A 24,119-nucleotide genomic window follows, 5' to 3' on the forward strand; every position below is an offset into this window, starting at 1 on the left:
GATATTGGCTACCAGACATCGTCCCGGCGTCCGGTGGCCGTGCGTATTCCCTGCGCCAGGTTCGCTCGCCGATTGCGCTCGTTATCGGGCGGGCTTTGCAGGTCAACCGCCGCAATCTCCTCTGCAGTCCATCCGTCCACGCTCGTGACCACAAACCCGGGTCGCAGCTTGGCCTGATCCGCTGGGAATCTGGCGACGACCTCGGTGATAACCAACTGGCCATCCAGCCAGCGCATATCCATGCCCAGTATGCCCGCCGAGAAGGTCATTGGCTCCATCTGGTTGGAAAACTCGGGCGGCAGCGCGGCGACGTGGGACACCTCCAACTCGAACAGCATGGGATTGAGCACCTCCAGCCAGAAGGTGTGGTCATCTTCCACCGTGGCCAGCATCTGGCGGTAACGTTCGCCGATGGCCTGCCAGTCCTTGCCGCCAAAGTCTGAGTCGAAATAACCCTCGTTCACGGTCTGCCAGACTGTGTCGAATATCTCCCTGCGTTCAGCCAGGTTGAGTCGGTTTTCGATCGTCGGCGTTGGCCGGCGGTGAAGGCAGGTGCTTTCTCTTCGCCGCACCCTGCCAGCAGCAGCGTGCTGGCCAGGATTAGCAACAAGAGGAGCCGGACGGCTGCGGTGCCAGATGATGCAGATGTTCCCGCAGCGGCTCGCTGTTTGACCATGATGGCGACCACGATCAACCCAGTTTCTCCACGATGAGCAGAAAATCGACGCGGGGAATCCAGCCGACGGAAATCGTCACGTTAGGAACGATGGCGACCACTTCGCCTTCCAGGCTGTTCAGAAATTGCTCCAGTTTACTCTGATCCCTCGTCATCTTGATGTCGAACTGATGCACGCGATACCTCATGGGCTTAGCCCTCCCGTTGCCATCAACAATTGATCATTCGCCAATTTACCAATTGACAATTTCCTCCTCCAGTCTACATCAGGACAGCCTGACGCGCATCCGGCACGTGGATAATCTCCTCACTAGCCAGGCGGCCAATCCCCTCCCTCCATTAGAGATCGCTCATGTCTGGCAAACCGGGATAGCCTCAGCGGGCCGCGACCCGAAAATATCTCCGGCCATTCTCACAGCACGGGAAAATCATGCCAATTGACGCAAATCCAACGGTATGTTGACATAAAATGATTGCGTTTTGGGACAAAATGATGTATAATTCTAATGCCATTATTCACAACCTTGATGGCGATTTCACAATCGTAGGGCGCCGGTTGCGTGCCCTGCGCCAGGCATTCTTGGGGACCGTAAGACGAGGATGTCGGTAACAGAATAGATCGGCCGCCTCCCCTCTCGCTCTCCACAAAGGAGTAGGGCCTATGAATCTTTCACGCAGAGAGTTCCTGAAATTCTCCGGCCTGGCGGCCGGGGCAACTTTGTTGCCTACCACGGCTGTCGCCGGCGCACGAGCTGGTCCGGAGTTTCCGCTGCACAAGAAGATCGGCGAGACGCTGACTATTTGCCCCTATTGCGCGGTCGGATGTGGCATGGTGGTAGGTGCCATGGATGGCGAGGTGGTCAACATCGAGGGCAACCCTGACCACCCCATCAACCTTGGCTCGCTATGCAGCAAGGGCAGCACCCTTACCGGCCTGGTCAATAGCCCGCAGCGCATCACAAAACCCCATTACCGGGCGCCGGGCGCTTCCGAATGGACAGAGGTCAAGTGGGATTGGGCGCTGGACGAAATAGCCAAGCGCATCAAAAAAACACGGGACGATCACTGGATCGAGCGTGACCAGCAGGGCCGGACAGTGCGCCGGGTGGAGGCTATTGCCTCCGTCGGCAGTGCGGCCCTGGATAACGAGGAGTGCAGTCTCCTCGTGAAAGCATTGAGGGCAATGGGCCTGGTGTACATCGAACACCAGGCGCGCATATGACACTCCGCTACTGTTGCGGCTCTGGCAGAGTCGTTCGGCAGAGGAGCGATGACAAATCACTGGAATGATATCAAAAACAGTGACGTCATCCTGATCATGGGCTCCAATGCGGCCGAGAATCACCCCATCTCTTTCAAGTGGGTGATGGCCGCCATGGACAATGGCGCAACCCTGATTAGTGTCGATCCCCGTTTTACCCGCACCTCGGCCCGGGCGGACATCTACGCGCCCCTCCGTTCCGGCACCGATATCGCCTTTCTGGGCGGCCTGGTCAAATATATCCTCGACAGTGGGCTATACCACGAAGAGTACGTCGTCGAGTACACCAACGGCCCCTTCCTGATCAATTCTGATTACACCTTCGATCCCGAGCAGGCCATCTTCAGCGGTTACAAGCCAGAAAACCGTAGCTATGACAAGAGCACCTGGACTTACCAGGTGGACGCCGAGGGCGTTCCGCTGGAGGATGCGACTTTGCAACATCCCAATAGTGTCTTCCAGTTGCTGCGCCAGCATTACGATCGCTACGACCTGGACACGGTGAGCAGCATCACCGGCACGCCCAAAGAAGACCTACTCAAGGTATACGAGGCTTATGCCTCTTCCGGCGCGCCCGACCGGGTGGCGACGATCATGTACGCCATGGGTTGGACGCAGCACACCTACGGTACGCAGAACATCCGCACGGCGGCCATCATCCAGCTGTTGCTTGGCAACGTGGGCCGGGCCGGCGGCGGTATCAACGCGCTGCGCGGGGAGAGCAACGTGCAGGGTTCCACCGACCACTGCCTGCTCTTCCACATCCTGCCTGGCTACCTCAAGCCGCCGCGGGCCAAGGACGAGACCCTGGACACCTACCTGGCGGCCTACACGCCCAAATCCAGCGATCCCAGGAGCGCCAATTGGTGGCAGCACTACCCCAAATACGCGGTCAGTCTGTTCAAGTGGATGTTCGGTGACAAGGCCACCGCAGACAACGAGTTCGGCTACCAGTGGATGGCCAAGCTGGGCGACAATGCCAACTATTCCTGGCTGGCCCTGTTCGAGGCCATGTATGCGGGCGACATCAAGGGCTTTTTCGCCTGGGGCCAGAACCCGGCCGTCGGCGGCGCCAACGCCAACATGAACCGCAAGGCCATGGAAAAGCTGGATTGGATGGTAGCGGTCAATCTGTGGGATATGGAGACCAGCAGCTTCTGGCAGCGGCCTGGCGTGGATCCGGCCACCATCGACACCGAGGTCTTCCTGCTGCCCTGCGCTGCCTCCGTGGAAAAAGAAGGCAGCATTACCAACTCCGGTCGCTGGGGCCAATGGCGCTACAAGGCGGTCGATCCGCCCGGCCAGGCCATGGCCGACTCCTGGATTACCAACCAGATCATGCGGCGGCTGCGCCAGCTCTATGCCGGGGACCCCGGCCCCAATGCCGAACCTATCCTCAACCTGGCCTGGGACTATGGCGAGGGCGAGGTGGACCCGCACCAGGTGGCCAAGGAAATCAACGGCTGGGCATTCGAGGACGTCAAGGATGGCGACGGAAACGTGGTCTTGCCGGCCGGCAAACAGGTCAAGAACTTCACCAAATTGCAGGCTGACGGTAGCACCGCCTGCGCCAACTGGCTCTATAGTGGCAGCTACAACGAGGACGGCAACATGATGGCGCGACGGGACAACGTGGACACCCATCCCGCCGGCATCGGGCTCTATGCCAACTGGGCCTGGGCCTGGCCTGTCAATCGCCGCATCCTCTACAACCGGGCTTCGGTCAACGCCGAGGGCGAGCCTTTTGACCCTGAGCGCTTCGTCATCCGCTGGACTGGTTCCGAGACCAAGTGGGAGGGTGATGTGCCTGACGGAGGATGGGCGCCGTCCGATCGTCATGCCTTCATCATGAAGCCGGAAGGCCACGCGCGCATCTTCGGCGCCGGCAGGGCCGATGGCCCTTTCCCCGAGCACTACGAACCGTGGGAAAGCCCGGTGGCCAATCTGCTGCATCCGGCCCGCGATATAAGTCCGGCCTTCAAGATCTGGGACTCGGAGATGGATAAGCATGGCGACCCGTCCCGTTATCCGTTGGTTGGAACCACCTACCGCGTCTCCGAGCACTGGCAGACGGGCGCCATGACCCGCAACGTAGCCTGGTTAGCCGAAATGCAACCAGACATGTTCGTGGAGATGAGTCCCGAGCTGGCTGCCGAGCGCGGCATCGGGAACGGCGAGTGGGTGACGGTCGAGTCGGCCCGCGGCGCCATCGAGGCTGTGGCTCTGGTGACGAAACGATTCCGACCCTTCCAGGTCAACGGCCAGACTGTGCACCAGGTGGGCATGCCCTGGCACTGGGGCTACAAAGGCCTGGTGACCGGCGGCAGCGCCAACGAGTTGACCCCGCCTGTGGGCGATGCCAACACCATGATTCCGGAGACCAAGGCGTTTCTGTGTGATGTGCGCAAGTTGGAGCAATCGGCCTTTCGCGAGGTACCTGCTGTTGAATCCGTTGGCAACAACGGAAAGGAGGTGTGACATGACCAGGGCAATGCTGATCGATCTGAATAAGTGCATCGGCTGCCGGGGCTGTCAGGCCGCCTGCAAGCAATGGCACGACCTCCCGGCAGAGATGACGACCAACAACGGCAGCTACCAGAACCCGCCTGCGTTCTCCGACAAGACCTATACCGTCGTGACCTTCAACGAGGTGGAGTACGACGAGCGTTTCTACTGGATGTTTGCGAAACGCCAATGCATGCACTGCGAGCATCCCGGCTGCGCGTCGGCCTGCACGGTGGGCGCGTTGCAGAAGACGGCAGAGGGCCCGGTGGTCTACGACAGCAGCAAGTGCATCGGTTGCCGCTACTGCCAGTACGCCTGCCCCTTTGGCGTGCCCACCTTCGAGTGGCAGGAAACGCTGGGGCTGATCCGCAAGTGCGACTTCTGCGTGGACCGCACAGGCGATGGCATGGCGCCGGCCTGCGCCAAGGCCTGCCCTACCGGGGCCATCCAGTTCGGCGAACGAGACGTCCTGCTGGCCGAGGCACACCATCGCATCGCGACGCAACCCCACAAGTACATCAACCACATCTACGGCGAACACGAGGTGGGCGGCACCTCCATGCTCTACCTGTCGGGCGTGCCTTTCGCAGCCCTGGGATTCCCCAAGCTGGGCGAGCAGCCGGTGTCCGAGTACGCCGAAAAGGTTATGGGCCAGACGCCAACCGTCGCGGTAGGCGTGGCGGCCATCGCGGCCGGCCTGTGGTGGGTTATCAAACGACGGGAGGAGAACATGCGTCCCGTTGCGGTGCTGAACGCGGATGGGAAGCCAACTGCCGATGAGGAGGTGGAGTCATGAGCGCGACGACTGTACAAAAACGGCCTGCCTCGGCCAGGTTGACGGGTGAAAACGTGACGGTGGTCGTGCTGTTGGCGCTGGTGCTGATCGGTGCGGCGGCCGGTATCTATCGACTGGTGGTTGGGCTAGGTCCGACGACGAACCTGAGTGACGCCATCCCCTGGGGCATCTGGATCGGCTTCGACTTCGCCCTGATCGCCTTCAGCGGAGCGGCCTTCACCATGGCGGGGCTGGTCTACGTCTTTGGACAGGAGCAATTCCGCCCTGCCATGCGCCCGGCCGTCCTCTTCGGCCTCGTGGGCTACATCGCGGTCCTGGTGCTGTTGCTTCTGGACCTGGGACGCTGGGATCGTTTCTGGAGCTTTTTCATCAACTGGAACGGCCACTCGCCTCTGTTTGAGATCAGTTGGTGCATCGTACTTTACAGCATCATTCTGGCAGTCGAGTTCAGCCCGCAACTGTTCGAACGGGTAAACAAGGAGGGACCGGTCAGGCTGGTGTACCGCATTGGGGTCGCCCTGGCGATCATTGGCGTGACCCTCTCCTCGCTGCACCAGTCGACGCTGGGCACCCTATACCTGAACATGCCCCACCGGCTGCAGGCGCTGTGGTACTCACCGTTGCTGCCGCTGTTCTTTTTCATCTCCTCGATCATGGCCGGCCTGGCCGTCACCATGATCATCTACCCGCTTGCCTGTCGCATTCGAGGCAAGCAGGCGGACGTGAAGATACCGCAGGGACTGGCCGCCATTGCCGCCTGGGTGATGCTCGTGTACACCCTGCTCAAGCTGGGTGACATCCTGGTGGCAGGCGAGCTGCCAGCTCTCTTCGCCTTCGACCGTACCAGCCTGCTGATGTGGATCGAACTGGGCCTGGGGGCGATCGTGCCCATGATCCTGTTCTTCATCCCGTCGCTTCGGGCGCAACGGCTTTGGCAGACGGTCGGCGCTCTGTTGATCCTGTTCGGGGTGTTGATGAACCGCTTCAATGCCACCCTCTTCGCCCAGATCAACCGGCCCGGTGCCAGCTACTCCCCTCACGTGCTTGAGTGGTTGAGTACGCTTGGCGTGCTGGCGGCCGTGGCCCTGGCCTGGTACCTGGGCGTCAAATACCTGACCGTATTGGACAGCGAGGCGGACGCCAAGTATCACTAGATTGTTCCAACAGACTGGTCCGGTTTTCCGAAACTGGACCAGTCTTGAGCGGTCTGGTTTGGACGCATCCCACAACGGTAGGACGGATCATCCGCAATGCAGTCTCCTGCTGATTACGACACCCTGCTGGCGGAACTGGTTGAGACGGCCTCGGCCTATCCCCACCTGGCCGAGGCTATCGATCTGGAATGTGCCCTGCTGGAGGCCGGCAGCCGTTTGGAGGTGTCCATTCCTCCCGTTTCCCTGACCCGCGACATCGCTCAAGGTCGGCTGGAGTCCGGACTGCCGTTGCTCCCGCAGGAGGAGGTTCTGGTATCCGGCGGCCAACAGCTAAGCGACTTCCGGCGGACGGTGGGTTCCCTTGTGGCCGCGCATCGGCCTGAGCTGTCGGATGAGCTGGACCGTCTCAGCCGGGCTACTACACCACCGTGCAGCGGGCAGAGCATGGCCGGGCAGGAGTCGCACTCCGAATTGGGTTCCTATATCCAGCACCAGACGCTGCGCCCCTTTCTGGTGGCCCACGCCTGCGCCCTGGCTGCCATGTTGAGCGACATGAACTTCACAGGCTGGCAGTGTCCTATCTGTGGCAGTGGGCCCGACATGGCCGCCCTGACCAGGCCAGATGGTCAGCGAATCTTGTTGTGCAGCGCCTGCGACACGCGATGGCCATGCCAGCGCATCGGCTGTCCCTTCTGTGGCAACGAGGATCCTTCCACCTGGGCCTACTATCCGAGCGACGACGGGGTTTACCGGCTGTATGTCTGTGACGCCTGCGGGGGCTACCTCAAGACCGTGGATCAGCGCGAGCAAGTCAGGCCGCGTCTGCTGGCTACGGAGCGCATCCTGACCATCGGCATGGATGCAGCGGCCGTGGATGCCGGTTATCAGATCTTGCCTGGGGACTAACTCTGGTCTACTCGGTCATCACCCCGATTGACGTTCAATTTCCGCCGAACATGCGCTGCATGGCCGTTTCCATCGGTGTCAGGGTCACGCCAAAGGAGGCGGCGATATCGTGAAGCAGGTCTGCTGGGACTTTGCTAAAGGGGGCGTGCCCGACATTTGGGTTGATCCCAAGCTGGCAGAGCGCAAGCTGGAACTGCAGCAGGGCGCCATGTACAACCTGTTGCATCTGGCCCTGATGGGAGGATACCAGGGGGAAGCCGCTGTAGAGAACTTCTGGGACTGGGCCCATCCGGCCGAGCAGGGTGGTGAGGGCAACTTCGAGACTCTGCTGCTCAGCCTCGTCGTCGAGGCCAACTATCCCAGCGGCGAATGCGGCATGATCAGCCCCGATACCCTCGACGGAAAATTGACCCCGGAGCAAGCTCAGGCCATCTTCGAGCAGGACGAGCCGGAGATCGTACTGCTCGCCGGCGGTACCGATGCTGGTGGCGACTCGGAAACGCAGCTTGACAACGCCCAAGTTCTGGCCGACTAGGTACACGACCTATTCGGACTATGGCGTGCCCTTCATCTATGCCGGTAACCAGGATATTCGGGCCCAGATCGAGCGCACCATCGGCGACAACGGAGTGGACTGCCGCATCTCGCCCAACGTGATGCCGGAGATCAACGACTTCCGCATCGAGGTAGTGAATGAACACATCCGCGAATTGTTCCAGACGGTGATTATCCGAGGCAAGGGCTTTGATGTAGTCGAGGAGTATATGGATGCGCCCTTTATCCCGACCCCTCGAGCCTGTTTCCGGGGAGTCCAGCTCCTGGCTCATGGCTGTGGCGACGAGGAGGGGATCGGCAATGGGCTGGCCTGGTTCGCATCTAAGGATGTGAACTCAGCGATCAAAAGAGGCCCTGCTAACTTCGCTTTCCTGGAATCCGAGATGGTTCATGTTGCCGTAGCGCTGCCCGGTCTATCCTGTCGCTCGATGCGCAACTTCACGTAGGCTGTGTTATACTGTCCCGGCACGACCCGCCAACCCGGATGAAACGCAGCTTCATCATGATCGATTATCTGCTCATCGGCCATGGCAGCATCGACCTGACGCCCGATGGCCCCAAGCCGGGACCATGGCTCGAGGAAACAGGGAGTAATGAAACAATGAACAAACGGGATGCCGTTCTTGATATTCTGGACGCCGGCAAGCCTCAGGATTACACGCCGGCTGGGTTTTTTATCCATTTCGACCCGAGCTGCCACTTCGGGCAGGCAGCGGTGGACAAACACCTGGAGTTTTTCCGCCATACGGACATGGATCTGGTCAAGATCCAGTACGAACGCAATTTTCCCTACCAACCCGGTATCCGGAAGCCGGAGGATTGGGCCAACCTGCCATTGCTCACCAGGGATTTCTTCCAGCCGCAACTGGACGCCGTGGATGGACTGGTGAGGGCAGCCAAAGATGAAGCCGTCGTTATCGTCACGCTTTATTCGGCGTTCATGTGCGCCGGGCAGGCCAGCAACGGCTTGATCACAGAACACCTCAAGGAAAACCCTGACCAGGCCAAAAAGGGGATCGAGATCGCTACCGAGAGCTTGTTGACCTTTGTCAGGGCGTGCATTGACTTGGGTGTCGATGGGTTTTATGCATCGACACAGGGGGGCGAGAGTGCCAGATTCGAGGACAAAACCCTCTTTCTCGACTATATCAAGCCGTACGATCTGGCGCTGATGGAAGAATTCAACCGGGCGTGCATTTTCAACGTGCTGCATGTGTGCGATTACACATACGGTTACGATGACCTTACACCATTCCTGGAGTATCCAGGGCAGGTGGTCAACTGCAATCCGCGTGTTGGCTCAAAAGCGTTGTCGGGTCAGGAAATCTCTGAGCTGTTTGGCCGGCCATTCATGGGTGGGCTGGAGCGAAAGGGTGTCATTGCCACCGGTGGCGAGGCAGAGATCGCACGGGAGGTGCGGCGGGTACTGCGCGATGCGCCCGATAAATTCTTCCTGGCCGCCGACTGCACCTTGCCGCATGACGTGAGCTGGGACAATATCAAGACGGCGATCTCAACCGCCCATAGGTTTCAGAACGAAATGTGATATACTGAACATAGTGGCCTTGCAAGGCAGGGGAGATGGTGTTCAACCGCTTGCCGCCTGCTGGCCGCTGTGTTAAACTCAGGTCTAACCGATTGAATCCGTGCAGCAGCGTTCCTCAGGAGGAGAAACATGAAGAGCAACCGATGGAAGATGATGGCGGCAGGGGTTGTCCTGGTCGTCCTGGTAGTGGGTGCAGCGGCCTGCGTAGCGCCGGCGGCTCCCGGCGCACCACCGCCGGCAGAGCCTGTCACCGAAGTGGAAGAGGCGCTGCCGTCCGAAGCGAGCGCTCCAGAGGAGCCCGCCCAGGAGGACGTTGTCCTGGCCATGAGCATCGGCGCCGAGCCGGCATCGATGGATCCCAACCTGGCCCAGGATACCTTTGCTATCAACATCCTGGAGAACATGTTTCTGGGCTTGACCAACCTCAACAACGAGACGGGCGAGGTCGAGCCGGAGCTGGCCACCGACTGGGATATCTCTGAGGATGGCCTGGTCTGGACCTTTAACATGCGGGACGACGCTGTATGGAGCGATGGCAAGCCGGTGACGGCCCACGATGTCGAGTACAGCGTCAAGCGCGCCGTGGCTCCTGAGACTGTCTCCCCCTACGCCTACGTGCTCTATATCATTAAGAATGCCCAGGCCATCAACCAGACCGATGTCAATCAGGACAGCTACGACATCGACACCCTGGGGGTCAAAGCCCTGGACGATACCACCGTGCAGTTCACCCTGGAGGCACCGGCCACCTACTTCGAGGCTATCTCCAGCCTTTGGACCCTGCGCCCGGTGCCCCAGTGGGCCGTGGAGGAACATGGGGAGCTGTGGACCGAGGCGGAAAACGTCGTCACCAACGGCCCCTACCTGCTGGAGGAGTGGAAGCACGGCGAACAGCTGACCCTGGTCAAGAACCCCGACTACTATGATGCCGATGGGGTCCAGATTGATCGCTTCGTGCTGGACATCATCACCGACCAGTTCACCGAGTTGGCGCTCTACGAGTCAGGCGAGTTGGATGTGGCCGGCGATGGGCCAGGCACACTGCCCATGGAGGAGCGGGCCCGCATCAATGAGGACCCGGTATTGAGCCAGGAGCTGCACATTGGCCCCAGGGCCTCCACCACCTATGTGGGCTTTACCATGACCAAGCCACCCTTCGACGATCCCCTGGTGCGCAAGGCCTTTTCGGCAGCCATTGACCGCGAGGTCATGGTGCGCGACGTGGTCGGCTCCGGCGTGCCCGCCACCCAGTTTGCGCCGCCCGGCATCTTTGGGGCTCCCGACCCTGAGGTCGGCATAGAGACGGACGTGGAACAGGCCCAGGCCTGGCTGGCCGAGGCTGGCTATCCTGATGGCGAGGGCTTCCCCACCGTGACCTACCGCTATTTCGCAAGCAGCCTGGAAGAGGTGCTGGGTGAGGCGTTGCAGGCCATGTGGAGCGAGGCGCTCAACGTGGACGTCAACCTGGAGTCCCAGGAATGGCCCGTCTTCATCGCAGGAATCAACCCGGAGACGCCGCTGGAGGAGATGCCGGAGATGTGGCGCCTGGGTTGGGGTGCCGACTATCCCGACGAGAACAATTGGGTCTACGAGGTCTTCCACTGCACCGCCAGCACCAACTACTCCCGGGCGGAGTGTTCGGAGGCCGACGAGATGGCCCAGGCTGCCGCGTTGGAGACTGACCCGGACAAGCGCAAGGAGTACTATGAGCAGGTAGAATCGCTCATGTTCGGCGAGGAAGTGCGGGCCGCGCCCTACTACCATCGCGGCTACACCATCCTGACCAAGCCGTACGTACAGCGCGGTTATACCACCTTTGCCCCGAACAACTGGGATACCTGGAGCATCGAGCAGTAGAGCAGGAACATACCGGGCGTTGTCCCTGTAAGCTGGCAACGCCCGGTTCCTGTCCGTCAGATGCTTCCGGTGTACCGATCCGGAGATTTCGCCCAGCTCATGTTCAGGTCCACCCAAGGCCTGTCCTCCTGGCACAGACCGCCGGGAACTTTGTGAACTGGTCGAAAGGATATCGAGTTCCTTGCCCCTTCTCTGACCCATGGCCCAAGTTATCATCCGCCGCCTCTTGTGGTTCATCCCGGTGTTCTTTCTCGTCACCGGTATCACCTTCGTGACCATGCATTCCCTGCCGGGCGGGCCCTTTGACAAGGAGAAGACGCCGCCGGCCCTGGTTGAGCAGATGGAGGCCATCTATGGCCTCGACCGCCCCTTGCCAGAGCAATACATCACCTGGTTGGGCAACGTGGTGCGCCTGCGCTTTGGCCCCTCCCTGGCCTTCCGGGGGCAGCCGGTGGAGAACTACCTGCTGCCCGGCCTGGCGGTCTCGGCCCAGCTGGGCCTGCTGGCCATGGCCTTCGCCTTGTTGGTGGGCCTGCCCGCCGGAATCATAGCCGCGCTCAAACATGGCACCTGGCTCGATCACGGAGCGACGTTCATCGCCATCCTGGGCGTCTCCATCCCTGCCCTGATCCTGGGCCCCTTGCTCTACTGGATCTTTGGCCTGGAACTGGGCTGGCTGCCGGTGGCCAAGTGGGCCAGCTTGAGCGATGGCCTAGTGCCCTATATCAGGCATGCTATGCTGCCGGCCATCACCCTGGGCGCCGGTGTCTCGGCCATCATCGCCCGCCTGACCCGGGCCAGCCTGCTGCAGGTGCTGCACGAGGACTACATTCGGGCCGCCCATGCCAAGGGCCTGCACCCCTGGGTTGTTACCACACGCCACGCCCTGAGGAATGCCCTGATCCCGATAGTCACTTTCCTGGGTCCCATCACAGCTATCGTACTGACCGGCTCGCTGGTCGTCGAGCAGATCTTCGCCATTCCCGGCATGGGCCGCTACTTCGTCACCAGCATCTCCAGCCGGGACTACCCCATGGTGATGGCCATCGTCGTCATCTATTCGGTCATCATCGTCGGGGCCAACCTGGCTGTGGATATCAGCTATGTCTTCCTCGATCCCCGAAGCCGTGACACAACCTGAACCGGCCCCGGTGGAACTGGATCTGGCGCCGCCGCGGCGGGCGCGCGGGCTGTGGCGAGATACGATCGGCTATCTGCTGCGCGATCCCCTGGTTGTCGCCTTCCTGCTCTTCATTCTGCTATTGGTGGTGGTGTCGCTCTTCCCCGACCGGTTCGCTCCCCTGAGCTACGAGCAGACCAGCTTTGCCGACAAGCTGGCCAAGCCCGGCACCATTGCTACTGCGGAGAAGCTGGAGGGTCACCGTTACCTCTTTGGCTCCGATCGCCTGGGCCGGGACATCCTGAGCCGGTTGGTTTACGGCACCCGGATCTCCATCGCCGTGGCCTTCGTAGGTGCCACTGTCAGCTTTGGAATCGGCCTGGCCTATGGGCTGATCTCTGGTTACTCCAGCGCCCGGGTGGACAACGTGATGATGCGGGTGGTGGATGTGATCTACGGTTATCCCACCCTGATCCTGGTTATTCTGCTGCAGGTCTTCCTGACCGCCATTGCCCGCCAGGACCTCAGCGAGACCACGGGCCTGCAGCGGGTGGTCATCGGGTTGGACCAGAGCTCGGGGGGGCTCTTCTTTATCTTCGTGGCCGTCGGCGCGGTGAGCTGGTTGGGCATTGCCCGGCTGACGCGAGGCCAGGTGCTGCATCACAAGAACCAGGAATTCGTGCAGGCCGCGCAGTCGGTGGGCGTTCCCAGAGGGCGAATCATGCGCCGGCATCTGTTGCCCAATGTGCTGGGCCCGGCTATCGTGGCCGGGACCCTGGCCATCCCCACCTATATCTACACCGAGGCCTTTCTCAGCTTCATCGGCCTGGGCGTCCAGCCCCCCACACCCAGCTGGGGCGGGATGATCAGCAATGGCTATGGCGCGCTGCGCTCGGCACCCCACCTGATTGTCTCGCCGGCCATCGCCCTTTTCCTGACCATGCTGGCCTTTAACTTCCTGGGAGATGCCGTGCGCGACGCCATGGATCCCCGTGTGCGCCATCGCTAGAGTCTGTCAGTGCCGGGCGGGCCCGTGAGAAGCACATTGTGTGCTCCAGCCGCCGCTACCCCCAACGCCCTCATACTCTTGCTACTGGAAGCCGCCGCTTGTCGCAGCCAGCCCCCTCTCCTTCTGGATAGTCTCCTCGTACCCGCTGGCCCAGTAGGCGGCGATGGGATCGGTTGGCAGGCCCGACTCAGCGCGGACTTGCGCCAGCAGCGGACGCACGTCGGTGCGGGAGGCGTCATTCAGTACGCTGTGCGCTCCCAGGACATTGCCTTCGCCTTGCGCCTGCGCCAGGTCTTCCCGCCGTACCAGCAGCGCTTTGGCATAGGCTTCCTGGCAGTTGAGCACAGAATATATCATCGGCGCTATTTTGCCCTCGACATTGTGACACTGGTCGATCATGAAAGCGATACGCTGTGCCGTGGCCTTTGCCGGTTGGTCGTCACCCTGAGCTGCATCCACGATCTCATTGAAGATCAGAAACAGTTCGTATGGATTGACGCTGCCCACGATCAGGTCATCGTCGGCGTATTTGCGGTTGTTGAAATGGAATCCGCCCAGTCGGCCCTCATCCAGCAGAAACGCTACGATCTGTTCGATGTTTACTCCTTGAGCGTGGTGTCCCAGATCGACGAGCACCTGGGCTTGTGGTCCCAGTTTCAGCGACCAGGCATAAGACGTACCCCAGTCGGGCAGATCGGTGCTGTAGAAGGCCGGTTCAAAGAACTTATACTCGATCAGCATGCGGCTTTCGCCTGGTAGATGTTGGTAAATGGTGCGCAGGTGATGCTCGAAGCGCTGTTTACGCCCGCGCAAACTATCCTGCCCGGGGTAGTTGGTGCCGTCGGCGAACCAGAGGCTGAGATCGCTGCTCTTCAGTTTGGGCATGATAGCGCAACATTCGAGGATATGATCCAGTGCCTGTTCCTGAATGGAGGGGTTGGGGTTGCCCAGGGAACCGAGACGGTATTGATCATCCTGAAAGACGTTGGGATTGACAGCGCCGATACGGATGCCTTGCGCCTCGGCGTACTGGCACATGCCATCGAAATCGCCATCTTCGGGCCGGTCCCAGGGGATGTGAACGGCCACAGTGGGGGCAATGCCGGTCATTCTGTGTACCATGGCAGCGTCATCCAGCTTTTCCTGGGTGGTTGTGGCCGCGCCCGGCCAGGCAAAAGCCTTGAAACGGGTGCCACTGTTGGCATAGCCCCAGCTGGGGGTCTCTACATGTTGCCTTTTGAGCGCCTCCTTCACCGCTTCGATGTTGATGCGCCGGGCGTTGAGCCGCTCGGCCAGGATCTCATATTCGGCTTGATAATCGGTCATTAGCTTACCCCTTGGGTTGGTGTCGGTCAATGCGAATTCATTGTCGGCGATTACAGGTTCATCATGAACTGAAAGATGCGGTCCGCATGCCCTGGTAGAGGCTCGTGGCCGAAATCGGGGTAGAAAACAACATCCTTTTTGGACTGAATCCTGTTGTAGGCGGCAAACTGGGAGGAGGGTGGACATATCTGGTCCATAAGGCCAACGCCCATCAGTATCTCCGCCTGGATACGTGGACTGAGATACTGCACGTCGATGTAGCCCAGCTGGGTAAACACCTCGTTCTCCCGGGCATGGGTGGGATCGAAGCGTCGAAACCACTCACGCAACTCGGCGTAGGCGCCCACGTCCAGATCGATCTCCCAGACACGCTTGTAATCGCAGAGGAAGGGGAAGACAGGTGCAGCAAGCTTGATGCGAGGTTCAAGGGACGCGCAGGCCAGGGTCAGGCCTCCGCCCTGGCTGCCACCGGTGACGCCCACACGCTTTTCATCCACCTCTGGCATGTCCATAACGATGCGCGCCAGCAGGGCGGTATCGAGGAAGATCTGGCGAAAAAGCAGTTTCTCGGAGGGGCCACCAAGGCCGCGAACCATGTGCCCCCGAAGGGTCCAGCCCTGGACGCCACCCGGGTCTTCCGATTGCCCGCCCTGACCACGACAGTCCAGCGCGGCAACCGTATAGCCCTGGGCCGCGTAGCCAAGTCGCTCTGACCAGTCGCCCGCGTGCCACGAATAGCCGTGAAAGACCAGCAGAGCAGGGTGAGGCCCGGTGGCGTTTTTCGGCCGCCATAGCTTGGCGTGCACGCGGGCGCCGCCGACGCCTGTGAAGTAAAGGTGGAAACACTCGGCGAAGTCGGTTTGAAATCCGGCCGGCACCAACTCCACCTGTGGATCCTGGACTCGGATTTCAGCGATGGCAGCATCCCAATAGCTGTCGAAGTCATCGGGCCTGGGATTGGTGCCCTGGTAAGTGAAAAGCTCGTCGAAGGATAGGTCAAATTGCAATGGCATTATCGTGCTCCTTGGCGATTCTCTTTGACGGAGGAGAATAGTTTCGCCTATCTTAGCACTACAAAGAGATTTTGTCACCCCCGGCGCGAGGCGTCTGCGCCGAAGAATCTCGACTCGCGAGTCTCTCAGTTTGACAGCTGACTGACCTTGCGTTACACTTGCACATCGCATGTGCTGTGAATGCGTCTCACCTCAGTCGTTGAGAACACCCGCTTTCCCGACAATTCAAAGGCAGGAGATAATGATGGATCGGACTGATCGCTTTCGGATGCCGCTTGTGCTGGGCGTAACCCTCTTGTTAGCGCTGGCAGTCTTCGCCGGTTTTATTCCCTTGGGGGCAGCGGCCGACACCGCCCCTATTCGACCCCTGAATCCCAACGAGCAGCGGCTAGGCGACGAACAGGTGGAGGCCCAGGACCTGGCACTCAATTCAGCGGAGGTGATTGATCTGATCGATGGCCATCGTGCGGAGGTGTTTGAGGTCTTTCCCCTCTTCGGCCCTTACGCTCCCGGTTTGGGCCAGTGTATTGACGGCACCTGCTACCAGGTGGACATCTACGATTTCGAGCAGTTGGCAGCTGTTACGGCTATCGTGCACCAGCGCTCAGGGGAGGTGCTGGATGTTTTCCGCATCGCCGACTCAACGCCATTGATCAACAAGCGTCTCCACGATCGGGCGGTCGAAATCATCCAGACCGATGCCGATGTGGCAGCGGCCCTGGGATTCTCGCCCCGGTCGGACCAGATTCGCCTGATGCACATCAACCGCATGGATACGGAATGTCAAGGTGGGCGTCTCTGTGCCGGCGCCGTTTTCTTCGTGGATAGTGGCGCCCTCTGGGTTGCCGTCGACCTGGTCGACGACGACATTGAAAAGATCTGGTGGTCGGGCCGGCCCGCGGCCCTGCAGAGCAATGTCTTTGACCCGAAACCGGAACGGGAACCCGAGGATTGCGGCACCACCATCAGCGTTGACCGGGATGGCTGGAAGCTGGACTATCGTACCACACCCACGGATGCGCTCGAGATCACCAGCGTCACTTATGATGCAGGTGGCGGCGACGTGGCAGTGGCGACCCGCATGAAACTCATCGAATGGCATGCCCATTATCCTCCAAGCTGGGGATTCGTGGATTATACCGGTTGCGGTGGCGGTGGTGGCGGTTTTCCAATCTATCCCTTCGGCGTTACCCAGGTACTCGATCTCTACGAGAATCTGGATTACACAGGATTCGAGGTTGTCCAGGATTTCCGCATGAGCAATTGGGGCGCCAGCTGCAATTACCGCTACGAGCAGCATTTCCAGTTCTTCACCGACGGTCGTTTCCGCGTAGTTACTGTGGTGTTTGGCCAGGGTTGCGGCAACAACCAGCTCGAGGAGGCTACCTACCGCCCCGTGGTTCGCATCGACATCGCCGTCGACGGGGATCCCAATGATTCGATCCAGGTGTGGGATGGCAACGACTGGCAGACCCAGGCAAGCGAAGCCTGGTGGCTCCAGAGTGGTCCCTACACCCCCGAGGGATATCGCTACCGGGTGATGGACGCGTCCGGCACCGGCTTTTTCATCGAGCCGGGCCAGGGGCAGTTCGATGATAGTGGCACCGGTGATAACGCCTATACCTACGTAACGCAGCACAAGGAATCTGAAGGCGATGGGGATATGCCACAGCAGGGAAGCTGCTGCAACGCCGATCATCGCCAGGGCCCTGAGCAGTTTATCAACGGCGAGTCGGTTGACGACGACAACATCGTGCTCTGGTATGTGCCTCAAAGCGAGACGATCACAACGTGGCAGGTGGACCAGGGCCTGGCCGACGCTCAATACTGCTGGACCGACAACACCAGCACGACCTGGCCCTGCTTCTCTGGTCCCATGTTCGTGCCTGTGAATGCCTGCTCTGCTTACGACCTCAACTGCGATGGCATCATCGATACGGGAGACATCACCGAGGTGGCCAGCCATTGGAATTGCCGTATTCTGTCGTCGACGTGCTACGTTCCCGAGTACGATTTTAACAACGACTGGGTCATAGATATCCAGGATGCTATGCGGGTGTCGGGCCGTTGGGGCTGTGTCCAAGGCCAACCCTGTTACAACTAAGAGGAAGATAACTCCAATATGACACAAGCTGCACAGTCCTCGGGTTGTGCAGCTTTTTCACCGCTCCGTTCCATGTCTGTGGTCTGCTCTTTCCCTCTTTTTTTCCCGCCTCGTTCTTTTTACTTCCCCATCATTTCTGATCGACGGGAGCAATCACCGGCAGACCCGAGAGGGCTCTTTCCGGCACATCGGGTAACCCGCTTTCATCGGTAAGGGCCGTCAAAAAGGCCACCAGGTCGGCGCGGTCCTGCTCGTCCAGATCAAAGCCCTTGAGCAGGGGATCTACGTTGGGGAAGTCGTGAGCCCGGCCCGCGCCTGCCGCGTAGAAATCTACCACATTCTCCAGGGCAGCAAAGGACCCATCGTGCATATAGGGTGCCGTGCGGGCGATATTGCGCAGAGTCGGAACCTTGAACGCGCCATACAAACCCCGTTCGTGGACGGCGGCGCGCCCTGGATCCTCGCTGTTCACACCGACGACCCGGAAAGTCTCCATGGCAAAGGTCGGTGGTTGGTGGCATTCGCTGCAGTTGGTACGCTGGGAGAAGAACAGGGCCATTCCCCGCTGTTGTTCCGGCGTCAGCGAGCTTTTTTCGCCAGCCACGAAACGATCGTAGGGGCTGGTATCGCTGATCAGCGATCGCTGGAAGGCAGCCAGGGCCCGGGTGGTATTCTCAAAGGAAATCGGCTCAGTCCCGCCAAAAACAGTGTTGAACATCTGGACGTAGGCTGGTATCCCCTGCAGCGTCGCCACGATCCGGTCCGGATCTGAGGCCATTTCATGGGGCAGGGTAAGGGGCAGACGAGCATGTTCTTCCAGGGAGCTTTCACGACCATCCCACAACAGGAAGCGATTGAAGCCGGTATTCCACAGGGTAGACACGTTGCGCGGCGGCGCTCCCGGTCGGGCGGGACTGACGGGTTGTCCATTGCTGAAACCCAGTTCGGGACGGTGGCAGGTGGCGCATGACATTCCGCCACTGTCCGAAAGGATAGGTTCAAAAAAGAGCTGCCGGCCCAACTCGATTTTTTCCGCCGTGGGCGGATTTTTGACAGCGCCCTCCGGGGGCGGCCAGGCCGCTGCCGGCGTCGGCGATGGGGCTGCTGTGGGCAGCAGTATGGGTTCCTCAGAAACGGTTGCTTCTGGTGGCGGTTCCGGGGGGATTGGAGAAGGAGGCCCGCAGCCAGCCATCAATACAACGGCGGCTGTTACTGCCATCAGAATCAGCCGCTGTCGCAGGAAGATCGCAAATCGAGCGAACTCAGACAGCCCTGTGGTTCTGCGAGGGCAGGATATCACAGACCCCAACTGCCAGCGGCAGGTCTTTCCCCTGTGTGTTCATGGTTGTGAGAGTCCATTGTGCACCTTTGAGCAGATTCAACAAAGTGGTTGCATCTGCGGTCAGTTTGATACCAATCTGGCCCGCCGGAGCATCCACTACCAGGGAGCCATCGCTGCGCGTGAGGCCAGCGGCCTCTGGTACATTACCTGAGATCGACTTCAAGCCATCCTGGGCGTCACCGCCATCGATAGCCTGAATCTGGATCACCGGGTTTTCGCCGCTGGCCCGGTCAACGGTCCAGGTCAGCATACTCCAATTGCTCGGAATCTTCAAATTACTCAGCGCGACTCTGAAGGTGACATCCTGGTGAATGGTGAGGGCGCCGGCATTGTTGCTCGTGGTGATCGAAACGTCTGCGGCACTGCCATCATCCCAGATGGCGCCCACCGGGCCGGCCACGATGCCGTCGGAGGTGCCCATTGGGGGTGAGCCATTGCCCTGCCAGGAACCTGCACCATGAGTACCGCTCAATTGCGTGTCGATATCTGTCGCCGATGGCAGGCCATCGATCACATCGTCGGCGCTATGGCTGCTACGACTGGAAACGGCGACGTCCAGCCGATCCACAATCTGTTTTCCAACGCTGCCGACCGTGGTCATGGTGCTGGTCAATCGCTGCCAGAAACCACTGGTGAGAATGTCAGGATCGAAACCCTCCACATCCTTTATGGTGCCCTCGTTCTGCTGTCCCGATCCTGAGGTAGCCTGGTTGTGCTGTCCCTGTGTGGTGCCGATGTTGTATTGCCCTGGCCCGGAGATGCTCTTGTTCTCCTGGCCAGGTCCCGACCCTCCAGCCGTATTCTGCTGTCCTGCATTCGAGCCCACATTGGTCTGGCCAAATGAATCGCCCTGGTTGTGTTGCCCTGCGCCGGTGCCGCTGTTTTCCTGGCCATAGCCGGCTACAGCGTGGTTATACTGACCCTGAGCGCGACCACGGTTGTACTGTCCGGGACCCGCAATGGCGTAGTTGTATTGCCCTTTTTCCCCTGTGTTGAGCTGTCCGATATTTCCACCAATATTGCGCTGCCCGAATCCACTGGCGTTTTTGATATCCAGGGCCCCTTGGCCACCGATATCGCACTCCAGCTTAAGTTGTTGAAGGTGCAGGGTGGGGCGATCGGCAAAGTCCGGGGACCCGTCGGTCAGTGCGCCGTTGATCATTCGTACGTCAGCCAAAACGTGGTCACCGGATGGGTCGAAGGTGCTGAAGCCGGTAGCATGCGCCAATTGGGCCACCGAGCCGTCGATGGCCACTGTTTCGCCCGTATCGTCTGTGACGAATTGGGCGAGGGCTTCAGCCGAAAGGCTCTGCACGCCGACGGCGCTGAGAGGCGCATCGAGAACGGCACCCAGTGCCCACACATCGCTTTGATCAGCATTGGCATAGCTGGTATGAAACAGGGCTACATACTGATAGCGGCCCAGGTCTGCATTTTCAAGACGGTATCGCCAGGTTTTCACCACCCCATCATATGAGGTGGCAGCGATTTGGACGGGCGTTATGGACACACCGCCGTCCCGGGCGAACCCCCGCACGGAGCAAACCGGTTCAGCGCCTGCCAGATCGCTATCCGCCAAGGCGACGCCGGCCTCGGTGAAGGTTGCCTGGAAAAGAATGGTCGCCGTGACCGTTGAGTCGCCGGCTCGATCTATCTGGCTACTCTCCAGGTAATCGACCAGATTTTCGATGTGCTGGCCATCCCCGACCGGAAAGGCGGCAACATCCAGATAGCCGTTGAGCAAGGGGAGCGGCTTCAGTGCCGCCAGGGCCAGGCCGCGGAAGAAAGAGCGATCGTGCAGGGGCTGGGACGCTCCCTCCGAGATGACTGTCCAGAAGCGTGAGACAAACCAATGGGGTGCCAGTGAAATCAGACGGTCGATGGTATCGCTCAGCGCGACATTCTCCCGCACCCAGGTGACCTGTTCCGGCACCATCCAGAGCCATGAACGCATGATGTTGAGGCTTCGCCTGGAGTCTCCCTCGGGATTATCCTGCTCGGCGACAGGCCAGGCGGTCTGCCAGGTAAAGTTGTCCCGCCACAGGTTCAGCAATCGGTCCCTGTTGGCCCGCCAGGTCGCGGCTTTTACCGGGTCTCCAGCCAGCGCGGCCAACTCGGCATAGCCCCACATGCCCGCGATCCAGCCATTGAGCAGCCACATCTCCTTCACGATGCGATCGTCGAAGTCGCCGTTGGCTGCGTTCTCCATGTCGGTCACGATGCCCGATCCATCGATGTCGGCGAGCAAAGAGACGGCATCCCGACCCAACGTCGCTGCATATTTCCAGGTGGCATACACGCCCACCGGATTGAAACGCCAAATGAACTGATACAGGCTTCCCGTACCCTGCACGTCCGCCATGCCCGCATCGTCGGGGATATCGGCCCAGTTGCGGCTTTCACCCGCGTTCCAGGCAATCTGGGCCCATGCGCTTGGGCTGTGATTCTGCCATTCCGTATCAATGAAGTTTTCCAGGTCTTGCTGAAGGGGGGAACTCACGTACTCGAAGGCTCGCAGCAGCGCCGCCAGCCATGGTCCCGGCTCGCGGTAATACTCGGTCAAACGGGGATAGATGAGGGCTGAATTGTCCCATTCGCCCTGCTGCAGACCCTGGGCCAGGTAGCCGGGGCGCAAATGCTGCCCCGCGACCAGGGTCGAGATTTCCTGGTCCAGCAACGCCTGGGCACTGAGCTCCACCGGGTCATAGACGGCTGGCTGGCTGGCGAAGAAGGCCACCCGGGGGGCTTCACCGATATCCGCGGAAGACCAGAAGAGCAGCGAATTTCTGGCCAGCATGAAGACCCCGTTGTTTATCGGCACTGCGGGCGACATCAGGCCTGCCTGGCCGTAGACGCCATCCTCGCCGCCAAATACCACCCGTGTATCCCGGGCGCCGTAGGAACTATCGTAGCCGGGAGCCTTGAGTCTAAAACCGTTCTCGTTGTCGTAGGCATGGTGGTGTTCCAGGGTGTCAGTGCTGTTGGTTATATCGGCTGAAACATATCTGCGGTCCAGAATCAGCCGCGAGTGGATCGTCGTGCCTGCAATCGAAAGGGCGGCAGGCTCATCGGAGGCCTCGAAGAACTCGGGAATCGGCCAGACGTGAGACGTGCCGATGTTCCAGGCGCATAGGTAACTCCTGGGAATATACCGCGTGCCCTTCGTCTTGAGGAACAAGTAGACCGTGCCGCTGCCATCGACCACTGGCGGGTAGCGGCTGCTGCCGCTGTGGGTGCCATGCCATGAGAAGGGCGGCTTTTCATCCTGACCGTCACCATCCAGATCCCATTCGGCGAAGGATAGATCAGCCGGATTCAGAAGATGCAGCGAAACCATCTGAGGGTTGTCCTCAAAGACCTGTACCGCCGAGGGAATGGTCACCGGCTGGCCATCGTACCCCGTCAGGGTCGCCCCCTGGTTGAGGTCGTAGGTGGTGGCGCCGGCGGGCCAGGGGCCGGTCTCGCTGCCTGATTGATACATCCAATCGCCAGGCGCTGCAGGAAGGTTTTCCACCTGGCCATCGGTGAGGATATCGTTTTCGATGTGGATCTGTGAATAGTTTTCGCGAACGTTGTAGGCACCGGGGACAAAACTGCCGGAGCGGTAGTTGCCCAGGGCTTTCGTTACGAAGAGTAAGTCAGCGTCCTCAGCCAGGACGGTTGCGAAACCGATGGCCAGGTCCCCGGGCAGCTTGCCCGAGATCGCCAGTTGTGCGCCGTCGTTGGGGTTGATTTTGTAAACGAAGTTGTCCCACGAGACGGCGAATATGGCCGAACCGTCCGATGCGGCGGCGGGGGACTGGGTGATGGGTCCGCCGGTCCCGCTGCTCCAGATTGCACCACCGTTGCTGTCCAGGCCATAGATGTTGCCATCCCGGCAGGCTGCGACCACCACCGTCTGCGTGCCGGTATCTACCACCAGGGGGGTTGCCTGGAATCCCCCCTGAGCCTCGAAGTGCCAGAGCTCGGAGCCGTTTGTCACATTCAGCGCGTAGAGCCGCCGATCCATACAGGGCACGTAGAGCACACCAGCCTCAAGGGTGGGTGTGGCGCAGGGCAAGGCGGTCGCAAAGAGCCAACTCAGGCCGCCGGAACTGACATCGATGGCATAGAGGCCACGGGATGTGGCAACGTACACGAGCTGTCCATCGGTGATGGGCTGCGTATCGGGCGTGATATAGGGCTCAAACTCCACGTACCATTGAACAAATAATTGTCCGAGTGGCAGGCCGGCGGGCGTGTAACTGGTCCTCTGGTTGTTGGCAAATGCGGTTGTCCAGGTCATAAGTTCTGCAGCGCCTCCATATTTGAAGCGATCGTCGATACCTCATTCGGGCTCAGCACGCGATGGTAGATGGCCACAGCCTGAATGTTGCCCACAAAGAATGCTGTCGAGCCGTTCATTGTGCCGATATAACATTCAGACGCCCCTGTCCATTCGCTGGAAATGGGTGCGCCATCGCGCAAACCATCCCGGTAGGGCTGGTTGCCCGCCAGCCCGATATTCCCCCGTTCATGTTGCGGCGGCTGAATCTGGAACTCGAAGCCATAGCTGTATGTGGCCACTCCGTTGTAGTTGTTGGGTCTGATGCCGAAGTACTTGCCCCAGTGGAAAACCCCGATCAGGCTCGTTCCAATCCCCGCATCGGAGAATTGAACCAGGAGGGAGAAGTTGCCCTTAAGGTTGATGCCTGTACGCAAATATTCGCTGCCGGAGAAGGCCCAGCCGGTTACTCCATTCCAGCCAGGCCATCCCATCGGGTTGAGCAGTTTGTCGTTGCCACTGAGATCGTTGAGGCTGGCGGCGAAGCTAGTGGCCTGCACGGCCTGCCAGGCCGCGGTGCATCCCTCGATTGCGCCATCGTCGTCCCACCATCTGAACAACCGGGTCCCTCCGGAAGTGACCGGCGTTGTTGCTACCACGGGCCAAACAGATCTTTGCGAAGCCA

At 60.2% G+C, this 24,119-nt stretch carries 18 protein-coding genes; 11 read left to right on the plus strand and 7 right to left on the minus strand.

Translation table 11 applies throughout. The annotated features are described in order from the left end of the window. Positions 1–8 precede the first annotated feature (8 nt). Together U9R25_10365 and U9R25_10370 are read right to left on the minus strand one after the other, a co-directional pair. Positions 9–572, minus strand: a complete 564-nt coding sequence (locus U9R25_10365) for a hypothetical protein (GenBank protein MEA3336303.1) — start codon at positions 570–572, stop codon at positions 9–11. Between the two features lie 118 nt (positions 573–690). Further along, complete coding sequence (locus U9R25_10370) at positions 691–864, minus strand: hypothetical protein (protein MEA3336304.1); 174 nt, start codon at positions 862–864, stop codon at positions 691–693. 473 nt (positions 865–1,337) lie between these two features. On the opposite strand from U9R25_10370, the gene fdnG reads away from it, so the two are divergent. From fdnG to U9R25_10420, 10 genes are all read left to right on the plus strand, one after another. Continuing rightward, entirely contained in the window at positions 1,338–4,415 is a 3,078-nt protein-coding gene (gene fdnG, locus U9R25_10375; protein MEA3336305.1) for a formate dehydrogenase-N subunit alpha, read from the plus strand. Between the two features lies 1 nt (position 4,416). Further along, positions 4,417–5,238, plus strand: coding sequence for a 4Fe-4S dicluster domain-containing protein (locus U9R25_10380; protein MEA3336306.1), 822 nt, complete (start codon positions 4,417–4,419; stop codon positions 5,236–5,238). Beyond that, positions 5,235–6,392, plus strand: coding sequence for an NrfD/PsrC family molybdoenzyme membrane anchor subunit (nrfD, locus tag U9R25_10385; protein ID MEA3336307.1), 1,158 nt, complete (start codon positions 5,235–5,237; stop codon positions 6,390–6,392). The genes U9R25_10380 and nrfD overlap by 4 nt, the downstream gene beginning before the upstream one ends. A 96-nt stretch (positions 6,393–6,488) precedes the next feature. Then, on the plus strand, positions 6,489–7,298 hold the full coding sequence (locus U9R25_10390; GenBank protein MEA3336308.1) for a formate dehydrogenase accessory protein FdhE: 810 nt from the start codon (positions 6,489–6,491) through the stop codon (positions 7,296–7,298). A 109-nt stretch (positions 7,299–7,407) separates the two neighbouring features. Then, positions 7,408–7,833, plus strand: coding sequence for a hypothetical protein (locus tag U9R25_10395; GenBank protein MEA3336309.1), 426 nt, complete (start codon positions 7,408–7,410; stop codon positions 7,831–7,833). Next, positions 7,805–8,299 carry a glutamate mutase L gene (locus tag U9R25_10400; protein ID MEA3336310.1) on the plus strand — a complete coding sequence of 165 codons (495 nt, stop codon included), beginning with the start codon at positions 7,805–7,807 and terminating at the stop codon, positions 8,297–8,299. The genes U9R25_10395 and U9R25_10400 overlap by 29 nt, the downstream gene beginning before the upstream one ends. Positions 8,300–8,337: 38 nt before the next feature. Next, the gene (locus U9R25_10405; GenBank protein MEA3336311.1) at positions 8,338–9,399 is read left to right on the plus strand and encodes a uroporphyrinogen decarboxylase family protein; all 1,062 of its coding nucleotides are present in this window, start codon (positions 8,338–8,340) and stop codon (positions 9,397–9,399) included. A 129-nt stretch (positions 9,400–9,528) separates the two neighbouring features. Further along, the gene (locus tag U9R25_10410) at positions 9,529–11,256 is read left to right on the plus strand and encodes a peptide ABC transporter substrate-binding protein (GenBank protein MEA3336312.1); all 1,728 of its coding nucleotides are present in this window, start codon (positions 9,529–9,531) and stop codon (positions 11,254–11,256) included. 199 nt (positions 11,257–11,455) lie between these two features. Continuing rightward, positions 11,456–12,397 (plus strand): ABC transporter permease, encoded by a 942-nt coding sequence (locus tag U9R25_10415; GenBank protein MEA3336313.1) that lies wholly within the window; start codon positions 11,456–11,458, stop codon positions 12,395–12,397. Continuing rightward, on the plus strand, positions 12,360–13,385 hold the full coding sequence (locus tag U9R25_10420) for an ABC transporter permease (GenBank protein MEA3336314.1): 1,026 nt from the start codon (positions 12,360–12,362) through the stop codon (positions 13,383–13,385). Before U9R25_10415 ends, U9R25_10420 begins: the two co-directional genes overlap by 38 nt. An 81-nt stretch (positions 13,386–13,466) precedes the next feature. Here the strand turns inward: U9R25_10420 and rhaI are convergent, their stop codons facing one another. Then, positions 13,467–14,711 carry an L-rhamnose isomerase gene (rhaI, locus tag U9R25_10425; protein ID MEA3336315.1) on the minus strand — a complete coding sequence of 415 codons (1,245 nt, stop codon included), beginning with the start codon at positions 14,709–14,711 and terminating at the stop codon, positions 13,467–13,469. Positions 14,712–14,761: 50 nt separating this feature from the next. After that, positions 14,762–15,724, minus strand: a complete 963-nt coding sequence (locus tag U9R25_10430; protein ID MEA3336316.1) for an acetylxylan esterase — start codon at positions 15,722–15,724, stop codon at positions 14,762–14,764. Between the two features lie 241 nt (positions 15,725–15,965). On the opposite strand from U9R25_10430, the gene U9R25_10435 reads away from it, so the two are divergent. Next, the gene (locus tag U9R25_10435) at positions 15,966–17,828 is read left to right on the plus strand and encodes a hypothetical protein (GenBank protein ID MEA3336317.1); all 1,863 of its coding nucleotides are present in this window, start codon (positions 15,966–15,968) and stop codon (positions 17,826–17,828) included. A 130-nt stretch (positions 17,829–17,958) separates the two neighbouring features. Here U9R25_10435 and U9R25_10440 read toward each other — a convergent pair whose 3' ends face one another. Genes U9R25_10440 through U9R25_10450 form a run of 3 tightly spaced genes read right to left on the minus strand, consistent with a single transcriptional unit; the run spans position 17,959 to position 24,054 of the window. Beyond that, complete coding sequence (locus U9R25_10440; protein ID MEA3336318.1) at positions 17,959–19,047, minus strand: cytochrome c peroxidase; 1,089 nt, start codon at positions 19,045–19,047, stop codon at positions 17,959–17,961. Positions 19,048–19,090: 43 nt separating this feature from the next. Beyond that, positions 19,091–23,455, minus strand: coding sequence for a PQQ-binding-like beta-propeller repeat protein (locus U9R25_10445; GenBank protein MEA3336319.1), 4,365 nt, complete (start codon positions 23,453–23,455; stop codon positions 19,091–19,093). Beyond that, on the minus strand, positions 23,452–24,054 hold the full coding sequence (locus tag U9R25_10450; protein MEA3336320.1) for a hypothetical protein: 603 nt from the start codon (positions 24,052–24,054) through the stop codon (positions 23,452–23,454). Before U9R25_10450 ends, U9R25_10445 begins: the two co-directional genes overlap by 4 nt. Positions 24,055–24,119: the final 65 nt, after the last annotated feature.

This window comes from Chloroflexota bacterium (assembly GCA_034717495.1).
Classification (GTDB): domain Bacteria; phylum Chloroflexota; class Anaerolineae; order JAAEKA01; family JAAEKA01; genus JAYELL01.

Bases quoted from the DNA above. Each gene is read 5' to 3' on its own strand.
- U9R25_10370 (MEA3336304.1), bottom strand. From the start codon at position 864: ATGAGGTATCGCGTGCATCAGTTCGACATCAAGATGACGAGGGATCAG.
- U9R25_10380 (MEA3336306.1), top strand. From the start codon at position 4,417: ATGACCAGGGCAATGCTGATCGATCTGAATAAGTGCATCGGCTGCCGG.
- nrfD (MEA3336307.1), top strand. From the start codon at position 5,235: ATGAGCGCGACGACTGTACAAAAACGGCCTGCCTCGGCCAGGTTGACG.
- U9R25_10390 (MEA3336308.1), top strand. From the start codon at position 6,489: ATGCAGTCTCCTGCTGATTACGACACCCTGCTGGCGGAACTGGTTGAG.
- U9R25_10405 (MEA3336311.1), top strand. From the start codon at position 8,338: ATGAAACGCAGCTTCATCATGATCGATTATCTGCTCATCGGCCATGGC.
- U9R25_10410 (MEA3336312.1), top strand. From the start codon at position 9,529: ATGAAGAGCAACCGATGGAAGATGATGGCGGCAGGGGTTGTCCTGGTC.
- U9R25_10415 (MEA3336313.1), top strand. From the start codon at position 11,456: ATGGCCCAAGTTATCATCCGCCGCCTCTTGTGGTTCATCCCGGTGTTC.
- U9R25_10420 (MEA3336314.1), top strand. From the start codon at position 12,360: ATGTCTTCCTCGATCCCCGAAGCCGTGACACAACCTGAACCGGCCCCG.
- rhaI (MEA3336315.1), bottom strand. From the start codon at position 14,711: ATGACCGATTATCAAGCCGAATATGAGATCCTGGCCGAGCGGCTCAAC.
- U9R25_10430 (MEA3336316.1), bottom strand. From the start codon at position 15,724: ATGCCATTGCAATTTGACCTATCCTTCGACGAGCTTTTCACTTACCAG.
- U9R25_10435 (MEA3336317.1), top strand. From the start codon at position 15,966: ATGATGGATCGGACTGATCGCTTTCGGATGCCGCTTGTGCTGGGCGTA.
- U9R25_10440 (MEA3336318.1), bottom strand. From the start codon at position 19,047: ATGGCAGTAACAGCCGCCGTTGTATTGATGGCTGGCTGCGGGCCTCCT.
- U9R25_10445 (MEA3336319.1), bottom strand. From the start codon at position 23,455: ATGACCTGGACAACCGCATTTGCCAACAACCAGAGGACCAGTTACACG.